The organism is Pseudorhodobacter antarcticus (assembly GCF_900110135.1).
Taxonomy (GTDB): Bacteria; Pseudomonadota; Alphaproteobacteria; order Rhodobacterales; family Rhodobacteraceae; genus Pseudorhodobacter; species Pseudorhodobacter antarcticus.
Genome location: NZ_FOCO01000008.1, coordinates 63969 through 85130, shown reverse-complemented (window position 1 = coordinate 85130; position 21162 = coordinate 63969). Strand labels below are relative to the sequence as shown.

The window sequence follows — 21162 nt, the reverse complement described above, 5'->3', positions numbered from 1 at the left end:
TTTTGGTTCCGCAGAATCAAAAATATCGCTTATGTTGCGGGCAGGAGGACCCATGACACATCACCTGCCCCTTGCTTTACTCTGCGCCAGCTTTGCCTTGCCCGCCGTTGCCCAGACCCGTCCCGCCCCTTTGACCGATGCCGATTTTCGCGCCCACAGCGCGGCAGAGGTGACTTTGGGCCAGCAGTTGTTTTGGGATGCCGAACTGTCGGGCAACCGCAATATTTCCTGCGGCACCTGCCATCATCCAAAGTTCGGCACAGGCGATGGGGTGTCTTTGTCGCTGGGCGAAGGCGGGCGTGGCCTTGGGCCTGCACGCGTGGGCGATGCGGATAATTTGCCCGAACAGCGCATCCCGCGCAACGCGCCCGCGTTGTTCAACCTTGGCATAATCGACCTGCGCACCATTTTCCACGATGGCCGGATTGAGGCGGACGCCACCCGCGCATCTGGTTTTCGCACCCCGCTGGAGGATGAAATGGTCAGCGGTTTCGCCTCGCTCTTGTCAGCGCAAAGCATGTTTCCGGTGCTGTCGCCGGATGAAATGGCCGGGCATTACGGCGAAAACGAAGTGTCCAAGGCGGTGCGCACCGGGCAATTGACCGGGCCAAATGGCGCGTGGGAGAAAATTGCGGCGCGGGTGGCGGCCATTCCCGCCTATGACGCGCAGTTCAAGGCGGTGTACCCGGCGATTGCGGGCGGCGAACCTGTGCATTTCACCGATATTTCCAACGCGATTGCGGCGTTTATCAGCGTGGAATGGCGGGCCACCGACGCGCCGTTTGATGGGTGGTTGGCGGGGGGCGAATTGCCACCACTGGCCGCCAAAGGGGCCGCGCTGTTTTACGGCGATGCGGGCTGTGCTGCGTGTCATTCGGGGCCGCTGTTGACCGATCAGGGTTTCCACGCGATGGGCGCGCCGCAGCTGGGCCCCGGCAAGGCGGAACGGTTTGAGTTGAGCCAGCAAGACAAAGGCCGGATGCGCGTAACCAACCGGGCGGAGGATGCCTATGCCTTTCGCACGCCGTCCTTGCGCAACGTAACCGCGACCGGGCCGTGGGGTCATGCGGGCGGCCATTCCGATTTGCGCGAGTTCGTGACCTATCACGCAGCCCCCAACGCGGGCTATGCGGGATATGTCGCGGCGGCAACCTTGCCTGTGTTTGAAGCGAAAAAGCCTGATTGGGCCGTGTTGGGCGATGTGGCGGAGGGCGCTGCGATTGTGGCCGCCGTAGCCACCCCGGACGTGGTGCTGACGGCGGATGACGCCGATGCGATCATGGCGTTTTTGAACAGTTTGACCGATCCCACAGCAATTGCCGGGCGGTTGGGGATACCCGACGCTGTGCCAAGTGGTTTGCCGATTGATCGCTAGTTCGGCGCGGTAAGGGTGATGGGTGTGTTGGCTTGCACCGCTTGCCAATCGCCCACCGTCCCATCGGGCCAGATCACCCTAATGTCGCCCGCATCCGCCGTGCCAAGGCCGAAATGCAGCGGCCCCGCTTGGCCCGACACATGGCCACCACCCACCGTCACCTCACGCGCTTGGACCCTTTCGCCCACGCGCAGTTCGACCCATGCGCCCACCGCCTGCGTGTTGCGCCCAGCCCCTTGCAAAAGGACGGACAGCCAGTTGCCCGCGTCACCCTGATTTTCCCAAATCTCCATGGGCGCGCGGCGGTTCACCACCACGATGTCAAGCCGCCCATCGGCGTTCAAATCAACCAGCCCGGCGCCGCGTGATCGGTCCAGCGTGGCGATGCCCGCCTGTGCGCCCGTCTCCACAAACACCCCATCCGCGCCTTGCATCAATAGGTTATTGGGGTCGCGCATCGCGTTGGATGGCATTTGATCAACGTTGCCCTTGGCGATAAACAGATCATCGCGCCCGTCATTGTCCATATCGCCAAATTCGGCGTGCCAGCCCGTGCTGGGCCGCCCATCATCGCCCAAATACGGCTGGTGCGCATAGGTGCCGATGCCAAAGGGCGCATTTTCCATCCGCCCGCCCCGGTTGATTTGCAGCAATTGGTCGCCCATCGAGGTCATCATCACCTCGGGCAACCCATCGCCCGTAATATCGCGGCTGGCGATGCCCATGCCCCACAGCGATATCCGCGGCCATTCGGCGGGATCATAGGGGGCAAGAGGGTTCAGGTGCCACATCTCCTCATACCCGCCGCGAACGTAGTAATGGCGGTCGTTGGAAATGCGCAGGTCGGGGGTACCGCTGCGGGTCCAATCGGAAATCAGCATCGACAAGGCGCAATAGCCGGGGGAGATGGTGGTTTCCTCGCCATATCCCTGCGGCGTAGGGCGGTACAGGCTGTTGTCATCGCACGCCTCAAACGGGCCATCGGGGCGGTTGCGGTCGACGTAATGGCCGATCACCAACGTGGGCCAATCTTGGCCCGCCTCCCACGTCGCGGTAAAGGCGGTGGACCAACGATCACCATTGGTCAGGCCCCAATCGGCGGTCGCATCGCGGAATTTGCAATCGCCCAAGCCTTGCCAAAATTGGTCGGGGCCGACACGCAAAACAGCAAGGTCAAGGATGCCATCGCCGTTGATGTCGATGGGGTAAGCACCTGTAACGCCCAGCGTTTCCGCAATATCCACCGGGCCATAGGCCACTTCGCCACCGGGCGCACTGGTGTTGCGCAACAGGTGTGCGGGGTTGGTGCCGCCTGCGACAAACAGATCGGGGCGGGCATCCGCATCGCAGTCAAAGATCGCCACGCCGCCGCCAACGAAATGCTCCCACTCCCCCCCATAAATCGGCGGGTTGGCAAGGGTTGCGGCGCGGTTGGTAAAACGCGGGTCGGCCTGGGCGGGGGCGGCAAGCAGGGCCAGCAGGGCAAAACACAGGCGCATCATTCGGCGGCCACCTCTCGGGTCGCGACATCGCGCGCGCCCGACAACAGGCTATCGGTCACGGCAGATAAGGCCAATGCGGCGGCCCCTTGCGCCCACAGCATATCCCCCCACGCATGGATTTGGATAGGCGGGCGGGGACGGCCCGTCACAATCGCCAAATTGTCCATATCGGCCAGCGTTTCGGCGGCATAAAGATAATCGTATCGCATTCTCTCGCCGCTCAGGATAATCAGCGACGGGTCAAAGATGTTGACAACATTCGACAGCCCCACAGCCAAATACCGCCCCGCCCGGTGAAAAATGGACCGCGCGGCGGCATTGCCCGCCTTGGCGTGGTCATGCAGGCTTTCCAGCAAAACGTTTATGGATTGACCGTCTTTGGCGGTCCAGTTCAGTGCGGTGGTCGCCTCGCGTGCAAGGGCGTAATCGGCGACATAGGCCTCTAGGCAGCCGCGCTGGCCGCAGCGGCACAGGGCACCATCCAACTGCACCTTGGTGTGGCCCAATTCCATCCCCAACCCTTGCGCGCCGCGGTAAATGCGGTGGTTGATAACGATGCCCATGCCCACGCCATGTTCGATGGTCACCACGGCAAAATCCGAAAGGCCCCGCCCCGCGCCGAACCACAATTCTGCCAGCGTCACCACATTGGCGTCGTTATCGATATGCACGGGCAGGCCCAAATAACGCGTGGCGATCGCTGCCAGATCAACGCCCCGGTCCGCCATCACCGACGACCACATCACCTGCCCCTTTTGCGCATCCACAAACCCCGGCAGGCCAAGGCCCAGCGCGGACAGATCACCGCGCGACAGGCCCGCATTGGCGCAAACGCGGTCCAACAGATCGGTCATTGCGGCCAAAAGCTGGGATTGGGGCATCGGGCCGGGGGTGCGGGGGGCAGATTCCGTTGCGATTAAGTTTCCGGCAAAATCAAGGATAACGGCAGTGTGTTCGCGGTCCGACAGCTTCATCCCCGCGACCCGGTGCGCATCTGCCCGCACGCCCAGCGCCACCGCAGGCCGACCGCGCCCTGCGTCCCCCTCTCGCGGGGAAACACCTTCCTCTACCAAGCCCGCGTCGATCAGTTCCGACACGCCCAAAGTGACCGAGGCGGGGCTGACAGACAGCTCTTTGGCGACCTGCACCCGCGCGATTGTGCCTGCCGCGCGCACCCGTTCAAAGATTTGCTGACGCAAGGGACGCAAAGAATCAGACAGCGCCGGAATAAGCGGGCCACAGCCCGGCACGGCGTTTATCGCGAGGTCATTTCGCACTTGCGGCATGTTATTTTCACTTCTCGAATTAAAAACACCATATTTTCAACATTTTCCCAAAATGTCCCGCCGCGCTGCAGCAAAATTTGGGCTGATCGATGTTTTCGCCATTGTGGCAAATATTTTTATTTTGACAACTGAATTTATTATCGCCTATTTTGTTGCTTGTACCGACGAATCCGTCGGACCGGCCCGCAAAGGGTCGTTTCCACAGGGAGGAAAAACATGCGTAACGCAATTTTGCTGGCCGTTATGGCCACAGTTGGATTTTCATCGGCAGCACTGGCCGAAGGTAAAAAGATCGGCGTATCTTGGGCCAGCTTTCAAGAAGAGCGCTGGAAGATTGACGAAGCCGCGATGAAAACCGCGATTGAAGCGGCGGGCGACACTTATATTTCGTCCGATGCGCAATCATCATCCGCCAAGCAGTTGACCGACATCGAGGCGCTGCTGGCGCAAGGCGTTGACGCGCTGATCATCAACGCCTGGGACAAAGACGCCATTGGGCCAGCGATTGACAAAGCCGCATCCGAAGGCGTGCCGATGGTCGGCTATGACCGCCTGATCGAAGATGATCGCACGTTTTATCTGACCTTTGACAACAAAGGTGTCGGTTCGATCATCGCGCAAGAGGTGCAAAAGCTGGTGCCAGAAGGCAATTACGCGATCATCAAGGGCGACCCCGGTGATCCGAACGCAGCTTTCCTGTTGTCGGGCATGATGGAAGTGATTGGCGCGGATGTGGCATCCGGCAAGATCAAAATCGTGGGCGAGGCGTTTTCTGACGGCTGGAAGCCTGAAAATGCGCAAAAGAACATGGAGCAAATCCTGACCGCCAACAACAACGGCGTGGATGCGGTTCTGTCGCAAAACGACGGCATGGCGGGTGGTGCGATTGCAGCGCTGGCAGCACAGGGCTTGGTTATTCCCGTGGGCGGCCAGGACGGCGATTTGGCCGCGATCAACCGTGTGGCGCGTGGCAGCCAGACCGTTTCGGTGTGGAAAGACAGCCGTCAGTTGGGCAAAGCAGCGGGTGAAATTGCATCCGCACTGGCCAATGGCACGGCGCTGGACGCGATTGCAGGTGCTGGCAAGTTCAATGGCGGCGAAAAAGGGATTGAGATGAACGCCATTCTGTTGTCGCCAACCCCGATCACCAAAGACACGCTGGGTGAGGCGATTGACGCAGGTCACATCACCAAGGAAATGGCCTGTGAAGGTGCGGCTGCGGGCGTTGCTGCCTGCATGTAAGCGACCCTTTCTGTCCGGCACCGCACACATGTTGCGGTGCCGATTTTTTCCTTCATCCACAGACTGACACCGCTTGGGCCCATCCGGCCCCTGCCCGTTGTCATGCCTGCAAGCGCGCGGACCTGGACATGAGTGATACATCCCCACAAGGCCAGAATGGATCGCCCCTGACGCGGTTTTTGCGCGCCACGGAAATTGACACCCGCCTGCTGGGGATGATCGGCGCGCTGATGCTGATCTGGTTCGGCTTTCATTTTTACGGCGCGATATTTGGCAATGGCGGCTATTTCCTAACGCCGCGCAACTTGTGGAACCTGTCGGTGCAAACATCATCGATCGGAATTATGGCCACGGGCATGGTGTTGGTGATTGTGACCCGCAACATTGACCTTTCTGTGGGGGCCGTGTTGGGCCTGACCGCGATGATCATGGGGATTTTGCAGGTCAACATCTTGCCGCAGTACCTTGGACTGGGGCACCCGATGATCTGGGTGATCACGGTGGTTGTTGGCATGATTGCGGGCACGATTATTGGCACATTCCAAGGCTGGTTGATTGCCTATCGCGGCATCCCAGCGTTCATCGTGACGCTGGGCGGCCTGTTGGTGTGGCGCGGATGCGCGTTCCTGTCTGCGGGCGGTCGCACGATTTCGCCAGTGGACCCAAGCTTTGCATTGCTGGGCGGTGGCCCTTATGGCGCGGTGGGCGAAACGGGCAGTTGGATTGCGGGTATTTTAGCCTGCGTGGGCGTGGTGTGGATGCTGCATTCGGGCCGCAAACTGCGCCAAGAGCATGATTTCAAACTGCGCCCAATGTGGGCCGAGGTGTTTTTGGCCGTGGTCGGCTGCGGCACGATCATTGGCGCGGTGCTGCTGGTCAACGCCTATCCATGGCCGCGCGGCATCGTCAACGCCTATGCCACCGCCAACAACATCACTGTGCCACCTGAGGGGCTGTTTATCAGCCACGGCTTTGCCATTCCCGTGCTGATTTTGGTCGCGGTGGGTATCTTTATGACCATTTTGATGACCCGCACCCGCTTTGGCCGCTATGTGTTTGCGATCGGTGGCAACCCCGAAGCGGCGGCACTGGCGGGCATCAACACCAAGTGGATGACGCTGAAAATCTTTGCTTTGATGGGGATGCTGGCAGGCTTGGCGGGGGTCGTTGCATCGGCGCGCCTCAATTCCGCGACCAACGCGCTGGGGGTGTTTGATGAGCTGTACGTTATCGCCGCCGCCGTGATTGGGGGCACCTCACTGGCAGGGGGCGTGGGCACGATTTATGGCGCAATCCTGGGTGCGCTGGTGATGCAAAGCCTGCAAACCGGGATGGTGTTGATCGGATTTGACACGTCTGTGCAGCAAATCGTCGTCGGCTCGGTGCTGGTTTTGGCAGTGTATCTCGACAACCTTTACCGCAAAACCGTGAAGTGAAAGGGCCCACCATGACCAATTCAAACCAGCCTTTGGTGGAACTGCGCGACATCTCCATCTCCTTTGGCGGCATCAAGGCGGTTGACCGCGTGACGGTGGATTTGTACCCCGGCGAGGTGGTCGGGTTGCTGGGCCACAACGGCGCGGGCAAATCGACGTTGATCAAATGCCTGTCAGGCGCGTACCAAGCCGATTCAGGGCAAATTTTGATTGATGGCAAACCTGTCAGCATCGAAAACCCCCGCGATGCGCGGGCGCAAAATATTGAGACGATTTATCAGACTTTGGCGCTGGCCGACAATCTGGACGCCGCATCGAACCTGTTTTTGGGGCGCGAATTGGTCAGCAAATTCGGTTTTGTGAACGACAGCTTGATGGAGGCGGAAACCCGCAAGATCATGCACCGTTTGAACCCGAATTTCAAAAAGTTCAACGTACCGGTGTCGGCGCTTTCGGGTGGGCAGCGCCAATCGGTGGCCATCGCGCGCGCGGTGTATTTCAACGCCCGCATCTTGATTATGGATGAACCCACCGCCGCCCTTGGCCCGCAAGAAACCCAAATGGTATCGGAGTTGATTGAGGAGCTGAAAAAGCAGGGCCTTGGGATTTTCCTGATCGAACATGACATTCACAACGTGATGAAGCTGTGCGACCGCGCGTCGGTGATGAAAAATGGGCAGTTGGTGGGTACGGTCAAGGTGGATGAGGTGACGGACGAAGATTTGTTAAGCATGATCATTTTGGGCAAAAAACCCGAAAAGGCCACGTGATGTATATTGGCCTCGATCTGGGCACATCGGGCCTGAAGGGTGTTTTGATTGACGATGCACAGGTTGTGTTGGCCGAGGCGACAGCGCCCCTGACCGTGCAACGCCCGTATGATGGGTGGGCCGAACAAAGCCCCGCCGATTGGATTGCGGCGGCGGAAACCGTGATGGACGCGCTGGCGGAGCATGGACTTGGTGCGGTGCGTGGTATCGGCCTATCAGGGCAAATGCACGGCGCGACCCTGCTGGACGCGGCGGATGAGGTGATACGCCCTTGCATGCTGTGGAACGACACCCGCAGCGCAATGCAAGCGGCCAAACTGGACGGCGACCCAATGTTTCGTCGCATCACAGGCAACATCGTGTTCCCCGGTTTCACCGCGCCAAAACTGGCATGGGTGCGCGCGCATGAGCCCCGCAATTGGGACCGCGTGGCAACGGTGCTGCTGCCCAAGGATTACTTGCGCCTTTGGTTGACGGGTGAAAAAGTCGCCGAAATGTCGGACGCGGCGGGCACCAGTTGGTTTGACACCGGCACCCGCGATTGGTCGGATGACCTGTTGGCAGCCACCGGATTGTCACGCGCGCAGATGCCCCGGCTGGTCGAAGGGTCGGCGGTGTCGGGCACCCTGCGCAGCGCGTTGGGCGCGCGTTGGGGCCTGCCTGCGGGTGTGGTCGTGGCGGGTGGCGGCGGTGATAACGCCGCATCCGGCGTGGGCATGGGCGTGGTGCGTGCGGGTGAGGCGTTTGTGTCGCTTGGCACCTCGGGCGTGCTGTTTGCTGCCAATGCAGGCTATCAACCCAAGCCCGATTTGGGCGTGCATGCGTTTTGCCACGCGCTGCCCGGAACGTGGCACCAAATGGGGGTAATCCTGTCCGCCACTGATGCGCTGAACTGGTACGCGGGGCTAGTGGGCGACACGGCGGCGAACCTGACGGGCGGCCTTGGCGCGCTGCACGCCCCCGGCAAGCCGTTGTTTTTGCCATATTTGGGCGGTGAGCGCACGCCTTTGAACGATGCCGCCATTCGCGGGGCGTTCATCGGGCTGGAACATGCCACCGACCGCGCGGCCGCAACCCGCGCCGTGCTGGAAGGGGTGACATATGCGTTCCGCGATTGCCGCGATGCGCTGGCTGCCACGGGCACGCGGGTGGAAAAACTGATCGCGGTTGGCGGTGGTGCGCGGTCCGATTATTGGCTGGCCGCGATTGCCACCGCGTTGAATGTGCCCGTGTTGGTGCCGCGCGCAGGCGATTTTGGTGGCGCGTTTGGGGCTGCCCGCCTTGCCATTATGGCCGCCACGGGGGCGGGTGCCGAAATCGCCACCCTGCCCCCGATTGCCCGCCAAGTTGACCCAGACCCATCCTTAATTCAGGCGTTTGACGCGGGCCATGCCCGATTCCGCGCCGCCCAAACCGCAATAAAGGCCCTGACATGACCGATTTTTTCAAATCCATCCCCACCATCACATATGAAGGGCCAGACAGCGACAACGAATTTGCGTTCCGTCATTACAACCCCGATGAGGTGTTGATGGGCAAGCGGATGGAGGATCATCTGCGCTTTGCTGTCGCCTATTGGCACAGTTTTGCCTGGCCCGGCGGCGACCCCTTTGGTGGCCAAACGCTGGACCGCCCATGGTTTGGCGACACCATGGATTTGGCGCGGATGAAGGCCGATGTCGCGTTTGAAATGTTCGATATCCTTGGCGCGCCGTACTTTTGTTTCCACGATGCCGATGCGCGGCCCGAAGGGGCGACGTTCAAGGAAAGCCAGCGCAACCTTGAAGAAATCACCGATTATTTCGCCGCCAAGATGGAGGGGTCGAAAACCAAGCTGCTGTGGGGCACCGCCAATATGTTCAGCCACAAACGCTGGATGTCGGGCGCGTCCACCAACCCCGACCCCGAGGTGTTCGCCTATGCCGCCGCCACGGTGAAAGGCTGCATGGACGCCACGCAACGCCTTGGCGGTGAAAACTATGTGCTGTGGGGCGGGCGCGAAGGGTATGAGACGCTGTTGAACACCAATTTGCGGGTGGAAGCCGACAATATGGGCCGCTTTTTGCAGATGGTGGTCGAATATAAGCACAAAATCGGCTTCAAAGGCGCGATCTTGATTGAGCCGAAACCGCAAGAACCCTCCAAACACCAGTATGATTATGACGTGGCCACGGTGTACGGGTTCCTGTGCCGCTATGGTTTGGAAAAAGAGGTGAAGGTGAACATCGAGCAGGGCCACGCCATTTTGGCAGGCCACAGCTTTGAGCATGAGATTGCCACGGCGGCGAGTTTGGGGATTTTCGGCTCCATCGATATGAACCGCAATGATTACCAATCGGGCTGGGATACCGACCAATTTCCCAACAACCACGCCGAAAAAGCCTTGGCGTTTTATGAGATTTTGCGCGCGGGCGGCTACACCACCGGGGGCACCAATTTTGACGCGAAAATCCGGCGGCAATCGCTGGACGCTGAGGATTTGATTTTGGCCCATGTCGGCGGCATGGACACCTGCGCGCGGGCGCTGAAATCGGCGGCGGCGCTGCTGGCCGATGGCAGTTTGGAAACCCTGCGCCGGGACCGCTATGCGGGTTGGGAGTCTGAGGGTGCGCGCGCGATGTTGCAGTCCGATTTAACCAGCATCACCGCCGATGTGTTGGCCCGCAATGTTAATCCGCAGCCAAAATCGGGGCGGCAGGAACGGTTGGAAAACCTGTGGAATAAATTCGTCTAACGCTGTTGTGGTCAGCGGCGGAGAGGTATTTGGACCAAGATGAATGGGCAAGGCTTGCGCTTTGATCCGCTGGCTGCAAAACTGCCATACCAGATTTAGGAGTGATTGATGCCATATACCCCCGCCGAGGACCGTTATTCCCGCATGAGCTATCGCCGTTGCGGCAAGTCGGGCCTGCAACTGCCCGCCGTGTCGCTGGGGCTGTGGCACAATTTTGGCCATGACACGCCGCACGCGACCAAGCGCGCGATATGTCAAACCGCGTTCGACCACGGCATCACGCATTTCGACCTTGCCAACAATTACGGCCCGCCCCCCGGTTCCGCGGAAAGCGCGTTTGGCGAGATTTTGGCGACCGATTTTCGGGGGTATAGGGATGAGCTAATCATCTCCTCCAAGGCGGGGTATAACATGTGGCAGGGCCCGTATGGCGAATGGGGCAGCCGCAAGTATTTGATTGCGTCTTGTGACGCATCGCTAAAGCGGATGGGGCTCGATTACGTCGATATTTTTTATTCCCACCGTTTTGACCCTGATACGCCGTTGGAAGAAACCATGGGCGCGCTGGACCATATCGTGCGGTCGGGGCGGGCGCTTTATGTGGGGATTTCCAGCTATAATTCGGCCCGCACGCGGCAAGCGGCGGCGATTTTGAAGGATTTGGGCACGCCCTGCGTGATCCACCAGCCCAGCTATAATTTGCTGAACCGTTGGGTGGAAAAGGACGGGTTGAAAGACACGCTGGCGGATTTGGGGATTGGGTCCATCGCCTTTACCCCCTTGGCACAAGGCATTTTGACCAAGAAATATCTGGGCGGCATCCCGGAGGGCAGCCGGGCCACGCAGGGCAAATCCTTGAGGCCGGAAACGATTACGGATCGCGCGTTAGACTCGGTGCGGGCGCTGGATGCGATGGCAACCGCGCGGGGCCAAACGCTGGCGCAAATGGCGATTGCCTGGGTGCTGCGGGGTGGCGGGATTACCACGGCGTTGATCGGTGCCTCAAAACCCGAACAGGTGGTGGATTGCGCAGGCGCCATTGGCAATCTGGAGTTTACAGCCACTGAATTGGCCGAGATTGACCGCATTTCCGCCGAGGAAGATATTAACCTTTGGGCGCGATCATCCGCTGAATAACAGATCGCCAAGGGGGCGGGGAACCGCCCCTTACGGCAGTTTTTGCAGAATTTCCGTGCTGGGATAACCATCGGGGATGATGCCCTTGGACCGCTGAAACGCTTTGACAGCTGCGATGGTGTTTGGCCCCATGCGGCCGTCAACGCCCTTTGTGTCAAACCCTGCCGCCGTTAGCCGGGTCTGCAAATCCAGCCGTTCGTCCATGGTCAACGCGCGCAGGTCGCGGGGCCAGCTGGCTGCAATGCGCGGCCCGCCTTTCAGCATATCGGCCAGATGCCCAATTGCGATGACATAAGCATCGGCGGTGTTATAGCGTTCGATCACTTGGAAGTTGGAAAAAATCAAAAACGCCGCCCCCCGCGCCCCACCGGGCAGCAACACAGACGCCGCGCCATGATCGGGCAAATCGCCGCCGCCCACGGGTCGCACGCCCAGCGCTTGCCAATCGGCCACAGGTTTTTTCACCCGCTCGCTGGTTTGGTCATAATCAAACCCCGCTGGCAGGGTGATTTCCAGCCCCCAAGGCGCGCCTTTGGTCCAGCCAAAGCCTGCGAGGTATGCAGCGGCTGAGGCCAGCGCATCGGTGGGGTCATCGCCCCAGATGTTGCGCTTGCCATCCCCATCAAAATCCACCGCATAGGCGAGGAAGGACGAGGGCATAAACTGCGTGTGCCCCATAGCACCCGCCCAACTGCCTTGCATATTCGCCGCCACCGTGTCGCCCGCTTGCAAGATCTTTAACGCCGCCAGCAATTCGCCTTCAAAAAACGCGGCGCGCCTGCCGTCATAGGCCAAGGTTGCCAGCGATTGCAGGGTGCGGACAGAACCGCGAAAGGTGCCATAAGCACTTTCGAGGCCCCAGATTGCCACCACAACCTCTTTATCGACGCCGTATTTCGCCGCGATCTGGTCCAGCACGGCCCCATGTTTTTGCAACGCCGCGCGGCCGTTGGCGACACGATCATCGGAGGCGGCGGTGTCGAGGTAATCCCAAATCGTCTTGGTAAATTCCGACTGATTGCGGTCGCGGCGGATGACATCGGGATCATAGTCCAAGCCCACCAGGCTCGCGTCCATCGTGGCCGCCGTAATCCCCACTGCAGCGGCGCGGGTGCGAAACGCGGCCAGCCACGTTTGCAGGCCCGCCGTATCGCCGCCCGCCGCTTGGACCGTGGCGCTGACATTCACCGGGGTTGGATTTGCAAAACCAGTTGATGCCATGCACGCCACCGCCAAAGTAAGAAGAATACGCATACCGCTGCCTCGCTTTTTATATTTCGAAACAGTGTAAGGCACAGGCCGCGATTGGCAACGCCGAGGCAAAGGAATGGGCGGTTATTTGCGCCGCCGCACCACTTTACGCTTGATCGCCCGGCTTTTCGCCGCCGCCGCCCCCGGTTTGCGCGGGCCACCCCGGCCACGCGGCGTGGGGCCACGGGGCAAGGCGCGATCTTCAATCTCCAGCAGCTCCAAGATTAAGCCACCCGTCACAGGCACCGCCTCGGTCAACCGCACCGTCACGCGCTGGCCTATGCCGATGGTCAGGCCCGTGTCCGCGCCCATTAAGGTCTGCGCATCGGCATCAAAATGGAAAAATTCGCGCCCCACGGACCGGATGGGAACCAGCCCGTCCGCACCTGAATCGTTCAACTTCACGAACAGCCCAAAGCGTTGGACGCCCGACACCCGCCCTTCAAACGACGCACCCACCCGGTCGGCCAGATAGGCGGCCAAATAGCGGTCGGTGGTGTCGCGTTCGGCGATCATGGAACGGCGCTCGGTATCGGAAATTTGCTTGGCCGTATCGCCCAACTCCGCAATATCGTCAGCGGTCAGCCCATCATCGCCCCAACGATGTGCGGCGATCAAGGCGCGGTGCACGATCAAGTCCGAATAGCGGCGGATGGGCGAGGTGAAATGCGCATAATTGCGCAGCGCCAGCCCGAAATGGCCAAAGTTTTGCGGGTTGTAATAGGCTTGGGTCATCGACCGCAGGGTGGTGATGTTCATCAATTCGTTGAATTCAGTATCCGCCGCCTGCGCCAAAAGTTTGTTCAGGTGCGAGGTTTTCAGCACCTGCCCCTTGGCCAGCACAAACCCAGACGCCTCCGCCACTTCGCGCAGCGCTTGCAGTTTTTCGGGGCTGGGTTCTTCGTGCACGCGGAACAACAGGGGCGTTTTCATGCGCACCAATTCCTCGGCGGTGGCGACATTGGCGAGGATCATAAACTCCTCAATCACCTTATGCGCGTCGAAGCGTTGGTAATAATCGACCGACAACACCGTGCCTTCGTCGGACAGAATAATCTTACGTTCGGGCAGGTCCAAATCCAGCGGTTGGCGTTCGGCGCGGGCCAGTTTCAACGCAGCGTAGGCCGCATAAAGCGGGCGCAGCACGTCCAGCAAAGGTTCGGTCACAGCATCGGGGTTGCCATCAATCGCGGACTGAACCTGCGCATAGGACAGCGACGCGACCGACCGCATCATCCCGCGGGTAAAGCGGTGGCTGATTTTGCGCCCATGGGCGTCCAGCACCATCCGCACGGCCATGCAGGCGCGGTCGACGTTTTCGTGCAGGCTGCACAGATCGCCCGACAGCGTGTCAGGCAGCATCGGCACCACACGGTCAGGGAAATAGCTGGAATTGCCGCGCTTTTTCGCCTCGCGGTCCAATTGCGAACCGGGGCGAACGTAATGGGCCACATCGGCAATCGCGACCCAAATCACATGGCCGCCGGGGTTGGCGGGGTCGGTGTCTAGCATCGCCAAAACCGCATCATCGCGGTCACGCGCGTCCACGGGGTCGATGGTGACCAAGGGCATGTCGCGCAGATCTTCGCGTTTGGCCATGGGGGCGGGTTGGGCCGCGTCCGCCTCGGCCACCACCTTGTCGGGGAACTGGTCGGGGATGCCGTGTTGGTGAATGGCGATCAGAGAAATCGCGCGCGGGCCGCTTGGGTCGCCCAAACGGGCCGTGATGCGCGCGGTGGGCAGGCCCATGCGCTTGGGGCCAGCCTGTTCCGCCTCTACCAATTCACCATCGCGGGCGTCCATGGTGCCGTCACGCATCACACGCCATTCTTTGTCGGCTTTCTTGTCGACAGGCACAATCCGCCCGCCTTCGCTTTCCGCGCGGAAAATCCCCAGCAGTTTCAGTGGGTTTGACCCCAGCTTGCGGATAAGGCGCGCTTCATAAGCGTAATCTTTGCCGCCCACAGGTTCCAATCGTACCAAAATCCGGTCGCCTGCCCCCATCGCCGGGTCACCCGATTTGGTAACAATCAGGATGCGCGGCGCATCACCGTCCCCGGTCCATTCCAAAGGGCTGGCAAACAAATCCCCATCCGCATCAGGCGCCAAAACCGCCAGCAAGGACACGGGCGGCAGGGCATCGGGGTCGCGGAAATTGCGGTGCTGTTTGACCAGCGTGCCTTCCCCCTCCAGCTCGCGCAGCATCCGCTTCAGCTCAATGCGCAGGGCGCTGCCTTTGATGCCGAACGCCTTGGCGATATCGCGTTTGGAGGTAAGGCCGGGGTTATCCGCCAACCATTGAACGATCTGGGGTTTTGAAGGCATTTGTTCCATAAGCGCAGCCCTAACACGCGGCGCTTGCGGGGGAAAGATGTCAGAGGGGAAAGGTCATGTCGCGGTGGGGGATGCCTGCATCCTCATATTCGCCACCAAACTCGGTGAATCCCAGCTTTTCATAAAACCCGGTCGCATGGCTTTGCGCGCTTAACTTGACAGTTGTGATGCCCGGCATCGCGCGAAACTGATCGACCGCAGCCCGGATAAGCGCGGCCCCAAGGCCCGTGCCCCGCTGGCTGCGCAGCACGCACACGCGCCCCACCTTGCCCATATCGCCCAACAACAACAGGCGCGCAGACCCCACGGGCACACCGCCCACGATGGCCAGCAAATGCACCGCGCTGTCATCCAAATCATCGCGTTCGTCAATTTCGGACACGCCTTGTTCGTCGATAAACACCACGCGGCGCAGGGCCAGACATGTGTCAATATCGCGTGTCACGGAGATCTGTGGGGTCATGCAAAATAATCCGTCAAAATACGAGTGTAGATGGATTTAAGCTGGTGGATCTGCGCCACCTCCACCCGTTCGTCAACTTGGTGCATGGTTTTGCCAACCAGACCAAATTCCACCACCGGGCAGTGATCTTTGACAAAGCGCGCATCGGATGTGCCGCCTGTGGTCGACAGCGTGGGGGTGATGCCTGTTTCGGCCTGCACCGCCGCCGCCACCAAATCCGACAGCGCGCCGGGCGGGGTCACGAAACTCTCGCCAGAAACTTTGATGGTCACATCAAATGCCACATCGGTTGCAGCGCTGGTTTTGCCCGCCTGCGCGCGCAGCCAATCCGAAATGCTGGCCCCCGAATGGGCATCATTGAACCGAATGTTCACCGTGGCGCGGCATTGCGCGGGGATGACGTTGGTGGCCGTGTTGCCCGTATCAATCGTGGTGATCGCAAGGGTGGAGGCGTCGAAATGGTCGGTGCCTGTGTCCAATTCATACCGGGCCAAACGGTCTATCAGCGCGACCATCGCGGTCAGCGGATTGTTGGCGCGGTGTGGATAGGCGGAATGGCCCTGCACGCCGCGGGCCACAAAATGCGCGGTCAGCGACCCGCGCCGCCCCACCTTCATCATTTCACCCATCACATTCGGGCAAGTGGGTTCGCCCACCAAACACACGCTCATCGCTTCATTATTGGCGTCCATCCAATCCAGCAGGGCAACGGTGCCATCCAGCGCCACGTCCTCCTCATCGCCCGTGATCGCCAGCACCACAGCACCATCGGGCGGGGTGTTGCGCACGAAATCAATGGCAGCGGCGGCAAAGGCGGCAACGCCCGATTTCATATCCGTGGCGCCGCGCCCGTACATGAACCCGTCCACCACCGCCGCGCCAAACGGGTCTTGCGTCCACGCCGCCACATCACCCAAAGGCACCACATCGGTGTGCCCATTGAACCCAAAGGTCCGGTTCGCCCCGGCCCGCCCCCAGCGCGCAAACAGGTTGCAAATCCCGCCCCGATCAATCCGCGTGCAGGCAAAACCCGCCTCTGTCAGCAGCGCCTCCAGCAAGACCAGCGCGCCGCCCTCGGCCGGGGTGACCGACGGGCAACGGATCAATGCGGCGGTCAGTGCTACGGGGTCTACGGGGGGATGGATTTGGGTCATGAATATGGTCCGGTTTGGATGCGGCGCGGGGATATCATCACGCAACCGTTACCCGCACATCCCCCAACGCGCAACCAGTGTTAAGATGAACCCCAAGGCCCAAAAGGCAAACCCATTGTTGCAAAGGTGTCACGATTATGCAGCGTCAACCGTTAACGAAAGGCAAACAAAATTATAAAACCGTGACAAAGCCCTGCACGAAAGGTTAATAAACCTTAATAATAAGTCCTGAGGCAGGGCGAACGCTGGGCCAACGTGCCCGAACGAGTAGGTTAGCAAGTGACTTAAGCCGGGATAACCGGCAGTGAAGGCGTTTGGCCTGTCCTCTCATAAAATTGGGGACAGCAGTGGCGACAGGTGCAGAACTCGGCTATCAAACCAACGCTTCGGCTTTGGCGATGGCGAATACTATTTTCGGGCCGGGCGTCACTGTGAACAGTGCCAGCTATTCCGGGCCGGCCAATTCCTCGGCGATTTACACCAACGGTGGGCTGTCGGCAGGTGTGACGCCGTCGCAAACAGGGGTGATCATGTCGACCGGCAACGTCCGCGACTTTACCCAAAGCAGTGGCGACCCAAACCGATCCACAGGAACATCGACCAACACCTCGGGGTTCGACAACCGATCAGATTTCAACACCATCGCCGGCACCAACACCTATGATGCGGTGTGGATGGACGTGGATTTTACGCCCACCGGCAACACCATGACGATGAGCTTTGTATTCTCCTCTGAAGAATACCCCGAATTTATCAACAGCCAGTTCAATGATGTAGTCGGCGTTTGGGTGAACGGCACACATGTGCCCATCACGGTTGGCAATGGGGCCACGTCGGTCAACAATATCAACGGCAACACCCAGCAAAACCTGTTCGTCAGCAACACAAATGATGCGTTCAACACCGAAATGGATGGGTTCACCATCACGCTGTCGCTGACCATGCCGGTCAACGCAGGCGTGACAAATTCCATCCGTATCGGCATTGCCGACGCTGCTGATGCGAATTATGACAGCAACCTGTTGATCGCTGCCAACTCTGTCCAAACGGTGTTGATTGCCACCGATGACAACGTAAACATCAACCCTTACGGGTCCAAAACCGTCAACGTGCTGGACAATGATCTGATGCTGCCGGGCGGCACGCTGGTGATCACCCATATCAATGGGGTGGCGGTCACGGTGGGGTCCACCGTCACGCTGCCATCGGGGCAAACCGTGCAGTTGAACGCGGATGGAACCTTTACCGTCATCGGCGACGGGCAGATCGAATCCAAGACCTTCACCTATACGATTTCTGACGGGTTGGGGAACACGGATGTCGGTTTTGTCACAGTCAACTCTATCCCCTGTTTTGTGGCGGGCACCGCGATTTTGACCCCGGATGGGGAGGTGGCGGTGGAAAGCTTGCTGCCCGGCGATTTGGTGATGACCCATGATGATGGCGCGCAGCCGTTGCGTTGGATTGGGCGGCGTGTGGTGGCGGCCACGGGCAGCTTTGCCCCGGTCCATATTCGGGCAGGCACCTTTGGCCCGCATGCGGATTTGATGGTGTCACCCCTGCACCGCATCCTGATCCGCGACAGTTTGGCAGAACTGCTGTTCGGCGAAACCGACGTGTTGGTGGCCGCCAAAGATTTGGTCAATGGCAGCTCCGTCCGCTATATGGAGGGGGGGGAGGTTGAATATGTTCACTTGCTGTTTGACCGCCATCAAGTGATTTTCTCAGAAGGGCTGGCCACCGAAAGCTTTTTGCCCGGCCCGCAAACCACCAAGAGTTTTGAGGCCGATATCATGGCCGAGATTTGCGCCTTGTTCCCAGAAATCGACCCCGAAACGGGCAATGGATACAGCCCCGCCGCCCGCCGCACCCTGCGCCCGTTTGAGGCGCATTTGCTGTTCCCAGACAGCCGCGCGGCATAGGGATGGCCGGGATGACCCAATGGGTGGCTTTGTCCGATCGCGCGACCCCGCTGGATGGGGCGGCGGGCCTTAGCTTGCTGTCCAAGGCAAGTTTGGTCTTGGAATTTGAACTGCCGCTGCAAGGGTCCACCATTTTGCTGGATTTCAAAAGCGATGACGCCTGGCCCCGAACCTTGTCGATTTTTGTCGATGAGGCGGCGGGGGTTGTGGTGTTGCACCGCCAAGCCGAGCGGTTGCTGCGCCACAGCCTGCCCGGCCCGTTGGGTTTGCCCAGCGTGGGGGTGGCGCGGATTTCTTTTAGCTGGGATGCCCCGAACAAAAGCTGGACGCTGGCGCTGGATTTGCCCGGACAAGGTGAGGGGCGCAGCACGCGCGGCCGCAATCCGATGCCGTTGATGATGGATGATATCCTGCAAATTTGCGCCGGGTCGGACCGCGCGCGGCGCCACAAATCGGTGCTGTGGTTTGGCGTGACCGAAGGTAGCACCTTGCCGGAACGCGCGCCATGGATTGGCCTGACCACCCCGATTGAAACGGCGGGCGGCCCCTGTGCGGCGGGCAACCTGCGGCCCGGTGATTTGCTGCTGACGGAAAGCGGCGATTATGCCTGCCTGCGGTCGTTGCGGCGTATGGATTTGCCCAGCCGCGGGTCGTTCAGCCCGGTCATGCTGCGCGCGCCATATTTTGGGGTGGAAACGGATATTTTGGTATCATCAGACCAGTTGATCGCGCTGTCGGGCGATGAGGTGGAGTATTTGTTTTGGGATGAAACCGTGCTGACCGAGGCGCGGCACGTCACCGATGGGCGCGCGGCGATGATGGATTTGCGGCGCGCGGTCACGGCCTGCATTTCGCTGGATATTGGGCCGCCGCAATTGATCCGGGCGGATGATTGCCGGCTGTTGACCCACAATCATCTGCGGGGATTTGGGCAGGCCACAGGGCAGGGCACAGGACAGGCCACCGGATGGGATGCGGCCACCCTGCCCCATAAGGTGATCATGGGGTATGAGACGATTCCGCTGTTGGATATGCTGGGCCGGACGGGGCGGCGCACGGCTGCGTGAGGGGTGCGATACGGGGTGCGCATCGCGCGCGATGCGCCCGCTAATCGTTTGATCTTCCACAGATTTGCAAAAAACGTTTACCAAATTTTAACCTGAGATTGCCCTTAAATCGCAGCCGTATTGCAGGGTTTGCCGCGCAATTTAGCGCGGGGTCTGTCAGTCGAAAAACGGGGTCATGGAGGCGACGATGACCGAGTTTTCGGCCAGCGCGCGATCCATAAGCGCGCGCTCCTCAGCGTCGATTTCGTCGCCTGATTCCAGACGTTCCTGGAGGGTGCCATAGCCGGACACGTCGAGGGGGGCCATGTCGGCCTGTTTCAGGATGGCCACGGTTTCGCGCACCGCCTCGCCTTCGTCCACGCCGCTGGCATAGATCATCAACGCGGCCCCGGTGGCCTTGGCGGGCAGGCCGTCGCCGGGATTGCGCCCCACCTCTATCACCAAAGTATAGACTTGTTGGCGCGAGGGTTTTTTGACCTTTGGGATGGGGGTGTCCGTTTCATCGTCGCGGTGATCGTGGTCGTCGGTCATGGCGGCCCCCTGCTGGCTTTTGGGGTGGGTGCCCGTGCGGGGGCCGATTGTCAAGGTGAGGGGGCGTTAGCGTTGGTAGATCACAGGGAACCAATCGGTCCGCAGGGTTTGGCCCGGTTGCATATCATGGCCCGGAAATGGCGGCGAGGTGGGGCCGGGGCGCTGCACATAGCGGGCATCATCGCCGACAAGCCGCAACGAAAACGCACGGCGGCGGGTGCCTGCCGCATTGCCGCGCGCACCGTGCAACGTCCCATAGTTAAAGGCCACGGCGTCGCCCGGTTCCATCTGCCATTCGCGAATGTCCATCCCTTCGGCGTCGGGGTCTGGCACGGGCATATAATCATCGGGGTTGGGATAGAAATTGGTTTGCGACATCCAGCGCGTTGGCAACACAGGTTTTTCCCACGCGTGCGAGCCTGCAACGCAGCGCAAGGATGCGGTGGTGACCGGGTCCAGCGGCGACCAAAAGCTGACGTTTTGGATGCCATCGACGAAATAATATGGCCCGTCTTGGTGCCACGGCGTGGGTTTGGAGGTGCCGGGTTCCTTGACCAGCACATGGTCGTGAAACAATTGTACGCGGGCGGACCCCATCAGATCTGCGGCCACGGCGGCGGCGGGGGAATTGCGGATGACGGTTTCAAATTCGGGGATGCGCTGCCAGTTGCAATAATCATCAAAAAACCGCCCCCCTTCGCCCGGTTTCAGGTTTTCGGCGGCATAGGGGCCGGGGGCGGCCATATTGCGTTCAACGCCTGCGCGCAGGGTTTCAACGTGGTCGGCGAACAGCCCCTTTATCATCACCACGCCATCGCGTTGGTAGGTGTCGATGTGGTCTTGGGTGATCAGGGAGTGCATGGCGGATCCTTTCAGCTTTGTGGCAGCGTGGCGCAAGTTGTGGCGAAGTTCAAACGCTGATTGTGCGGGCGCTGGGGGGCGCGATTGTGGCTGTTTG

General features: G+C 60.3%; 17 protein-coding genes. 9 read left to right on the top strand and 8 right to left on the bottom strand.

What is annotated here, in order from left to right; translation table 11 throughout:
* The first annotated feature begins 52 nt into the window (after nt 1-52).
* Nucleotides 53-1375, top strand: coding sequence for a cytochrome-c peroxidase (locus BMY36_RS05875; RefSeq protein WP_050520098.1), 1323 nt, complete (start codon nt 53-55; stop codon nt 1373-1375).
* Here the strand turns inward: BMY36_RS05875 and BMY36_RS05870 are convergent.
* Nucleotides 1372-2874, bottom strand: coding sequence for a CRTAC1 family protein (locus tag BMY36_RS05870; RefSeq protein ID WP_082224873.1), 1503 nt, complete (start codon nt 2872-2874; stop codon nt 1372-1374). The two genes, BMY36_RS05875 and BMY36_RS05870, sit on opposite strands and share 4 nt — an antisense overlap.
* A complete protein-coding gene (locus BMY36_RS05865) occupies nt 2874-4163 on the bottom strand; it encodes an ROK family transcriptional regulator (protein ID WP_050520096.1) in 1290 nt (429 codons plus the stop codon). Before BMY36_RS05865 ends, BMY36_RS05870 begins: the two co-directional genes overlap by 1 nt.
* A gap of 216 nt (nt 4164-4379) precedes the next feature.
* Here BMY36_RS05865 and BMY36_RS05860 point away from each other — a divergent pair, with 216 nt between their 5' ends.
* From BMY36_RS05860 to mgrA, 6 genes are all read left to right on the top strand, one after another.
* Nucleotides 4380-5405 carry a substrate-binding domain-containing protein gene (locus BMY36_RS05860; RefSeq protein WP_050520095.1) on the top strand — a complete coding sequence of 342 codons (1026 nt, stop codon included), beginning with the start codon at nt 4380-4382 and terminating at the stop codon, nt 5403-5405.
* Nucleotides 5406-5533: 128 nt separating this feature from the next.
* Nucleotides 5534-6841 carry a sugar ABC transporter permease gene (locus BMY36_RS05855; protein ID WP_050520094.1) on the top strand — a complete coding sequence of 436 codons (1308 nt, stop codon included), beginning with the start codon at nt 5534-5536 and terminating at the stop codon, nt 6839-6841.
* Nucleotides 6842-6852: 11 nt separating this feature from the next.
* Entirely contained in the window at nt 6853-7611 is a 759-nt protein-coding gene (locus tag BMY36_RS05850) for an ATP-binding cassette domain-containing protein (RefSeq protein WP_050520159.1), read from the top strand.
* Nucleotides 7611-9047 (top strand): xylulokinase, encoded by a 1437-nt coding sequence (gene xylB / locus BMY36_RS05845; RefSeq protein ID WP_050520093.1) that lies wholly within the window; start codon nt 7611-7613, stop codon nt 9045-9047. Before BMY36_RS05850 ends, xylB begins: the two co-directional genes overlap by 1 nt.
* Nucleotides 9044-10345 carry a xylose isomerase gene (gene xylA / locus BMY36_RS05840; RefSeq protein WP_050520092.1) on the top strand — a complete coding sequence of 434 codons (1302 nt, stop codon included), beginning with the start codon at nt 9044-9046 and terminating at the stop codon, nt 10343-10345. Before xylB ends, xylA begins: the two co-directional genes overlap by 4 nt.
* Before the next feature lie 108 nt (nt 10346-10453).
* Entirely contained in the window at nt 10454-11482 is a 1029-nt protein-coding gene (gene mgrA / locus BMY36_RS05835; RefSeq protein WP_050520091.1) for an L-glyceraldehyde 3-phosphate reductase, read from the top strand.
* A 30-nt stretch (nt 11483-11512) separates the two neighbouring features.
* Here the strand turns inward: mgrA and BMY36_RS05830 are convergent, their stop codons facing one another.
* The 4 genes from BMY36_RS05830 to dapE all read right to left on the bottom strand — a co-directional run bounded on the left by BMY36_RS05830 (nt 11513) and on the right by dapE (nt 16684).
* A complete protein-coding gene (locus BMY36_RS05830; RefSeq protein ID WP_082224867.1) occupies nt 11513-12736 on the bottom strand; it encodes a lytic murein transglycosylase in 1224 nt (407 codons plus the stop codon).
* 81 nt (nt 12737-12817) lie between these two features.
* Nucleotides 12818-15067 carry a ribonuclease R gene (rnr, locus tag BMY36_RS05825; RefSeq protein WP_050520090.1) on the bottom strand — a complete coding sequence of 750 codons (2250 nt, stop codon included), beginning with the start codon at nt 15065-15067 and terminating at the stop codon, nt 12818-12820.
* Nucleotides 15068-15107: 40 nt separating this feature from the next.
* Nucleotides 15108-15530 carry a GNAT family N-acetyltransferase gene (locus tag BMY36_RS05820; RefSeq protein WP_050520089.1) on the bottom strand — a complete coding sequence of 141 codons (423 nt, stop codon included), beginning with the start codon at nt 15528-15530 and terminating at the stop codon, nt 15108-15110.
* Nucleotides 15527-16684: a succinyl-diaminopimelate desuccinylase gene (gene dapE / locus BMY36_RS05815; RefSeq protein WP_050520088.1), complete on the bottom strand. Its 1158-nt coding sequence runs from the start codon at nt 16682-16684 to the stop codon at nt 15527-15529. The genes BMY36_RS05820 and dapE overlap by 4 nt, the downstream gene beginning before the upstream one ends.
* Nucleotides 16685-17031: 347 nt before the next feature.
* Here dapE and BMY36_RS05810 point away from each other — a divergent pair, with 347 nt between their 5' ends.
* Nucleotides 17032-18606, top strand: a complete 1575-nt coding sequence (locus tag BMY36_RS05810; RefSeq protein ID WP_414811685.1) for a Hint domain-containing protein — start codon at nt 17032-17034, stop codon at nt 18604-18606.
* Between the two features lie 11 nt (nt 18607-18617).
* A complete protein-coding gene (locus tag BMY36_RS05805) occupies nt 18618-19673 on the top strand; it encodes a Hint domain-containing protein (RefSeq protein ID WP_175469257.1) in 1056 nt (351 codons plus the stop codon).
* Nucleotides 19674-19829: 156 nt separating this feature from the next.
* Here BMY36_RS05805 and BMY36_RS05800 read toward each other — a convergent pair whose 3' ends face one another.
* A complete protein-coding gene (locus BMY36_RS05800) occupies nt 19830-20204 on the bottom strand; it encodes a DUF8846 family protein (RefSeq protein WP_050520086.1) in 375 nt (124 codons plus the stop codon).
* Nucleotides 20205-20270: 66 nt separating this feature from the next.
* Complete coding sequence (locus BMY36_RS05795) at nt 20271-21065, bottom strand: phytanoyl-CoA dioxygenase family protein (protein ID WP_050520156.1); 795 nt, start codon at nt 21063-21065, stop codon at nt 20271-20273.
* Nucleotides 21066-21162: the final 97 nt, after the last annotated feature.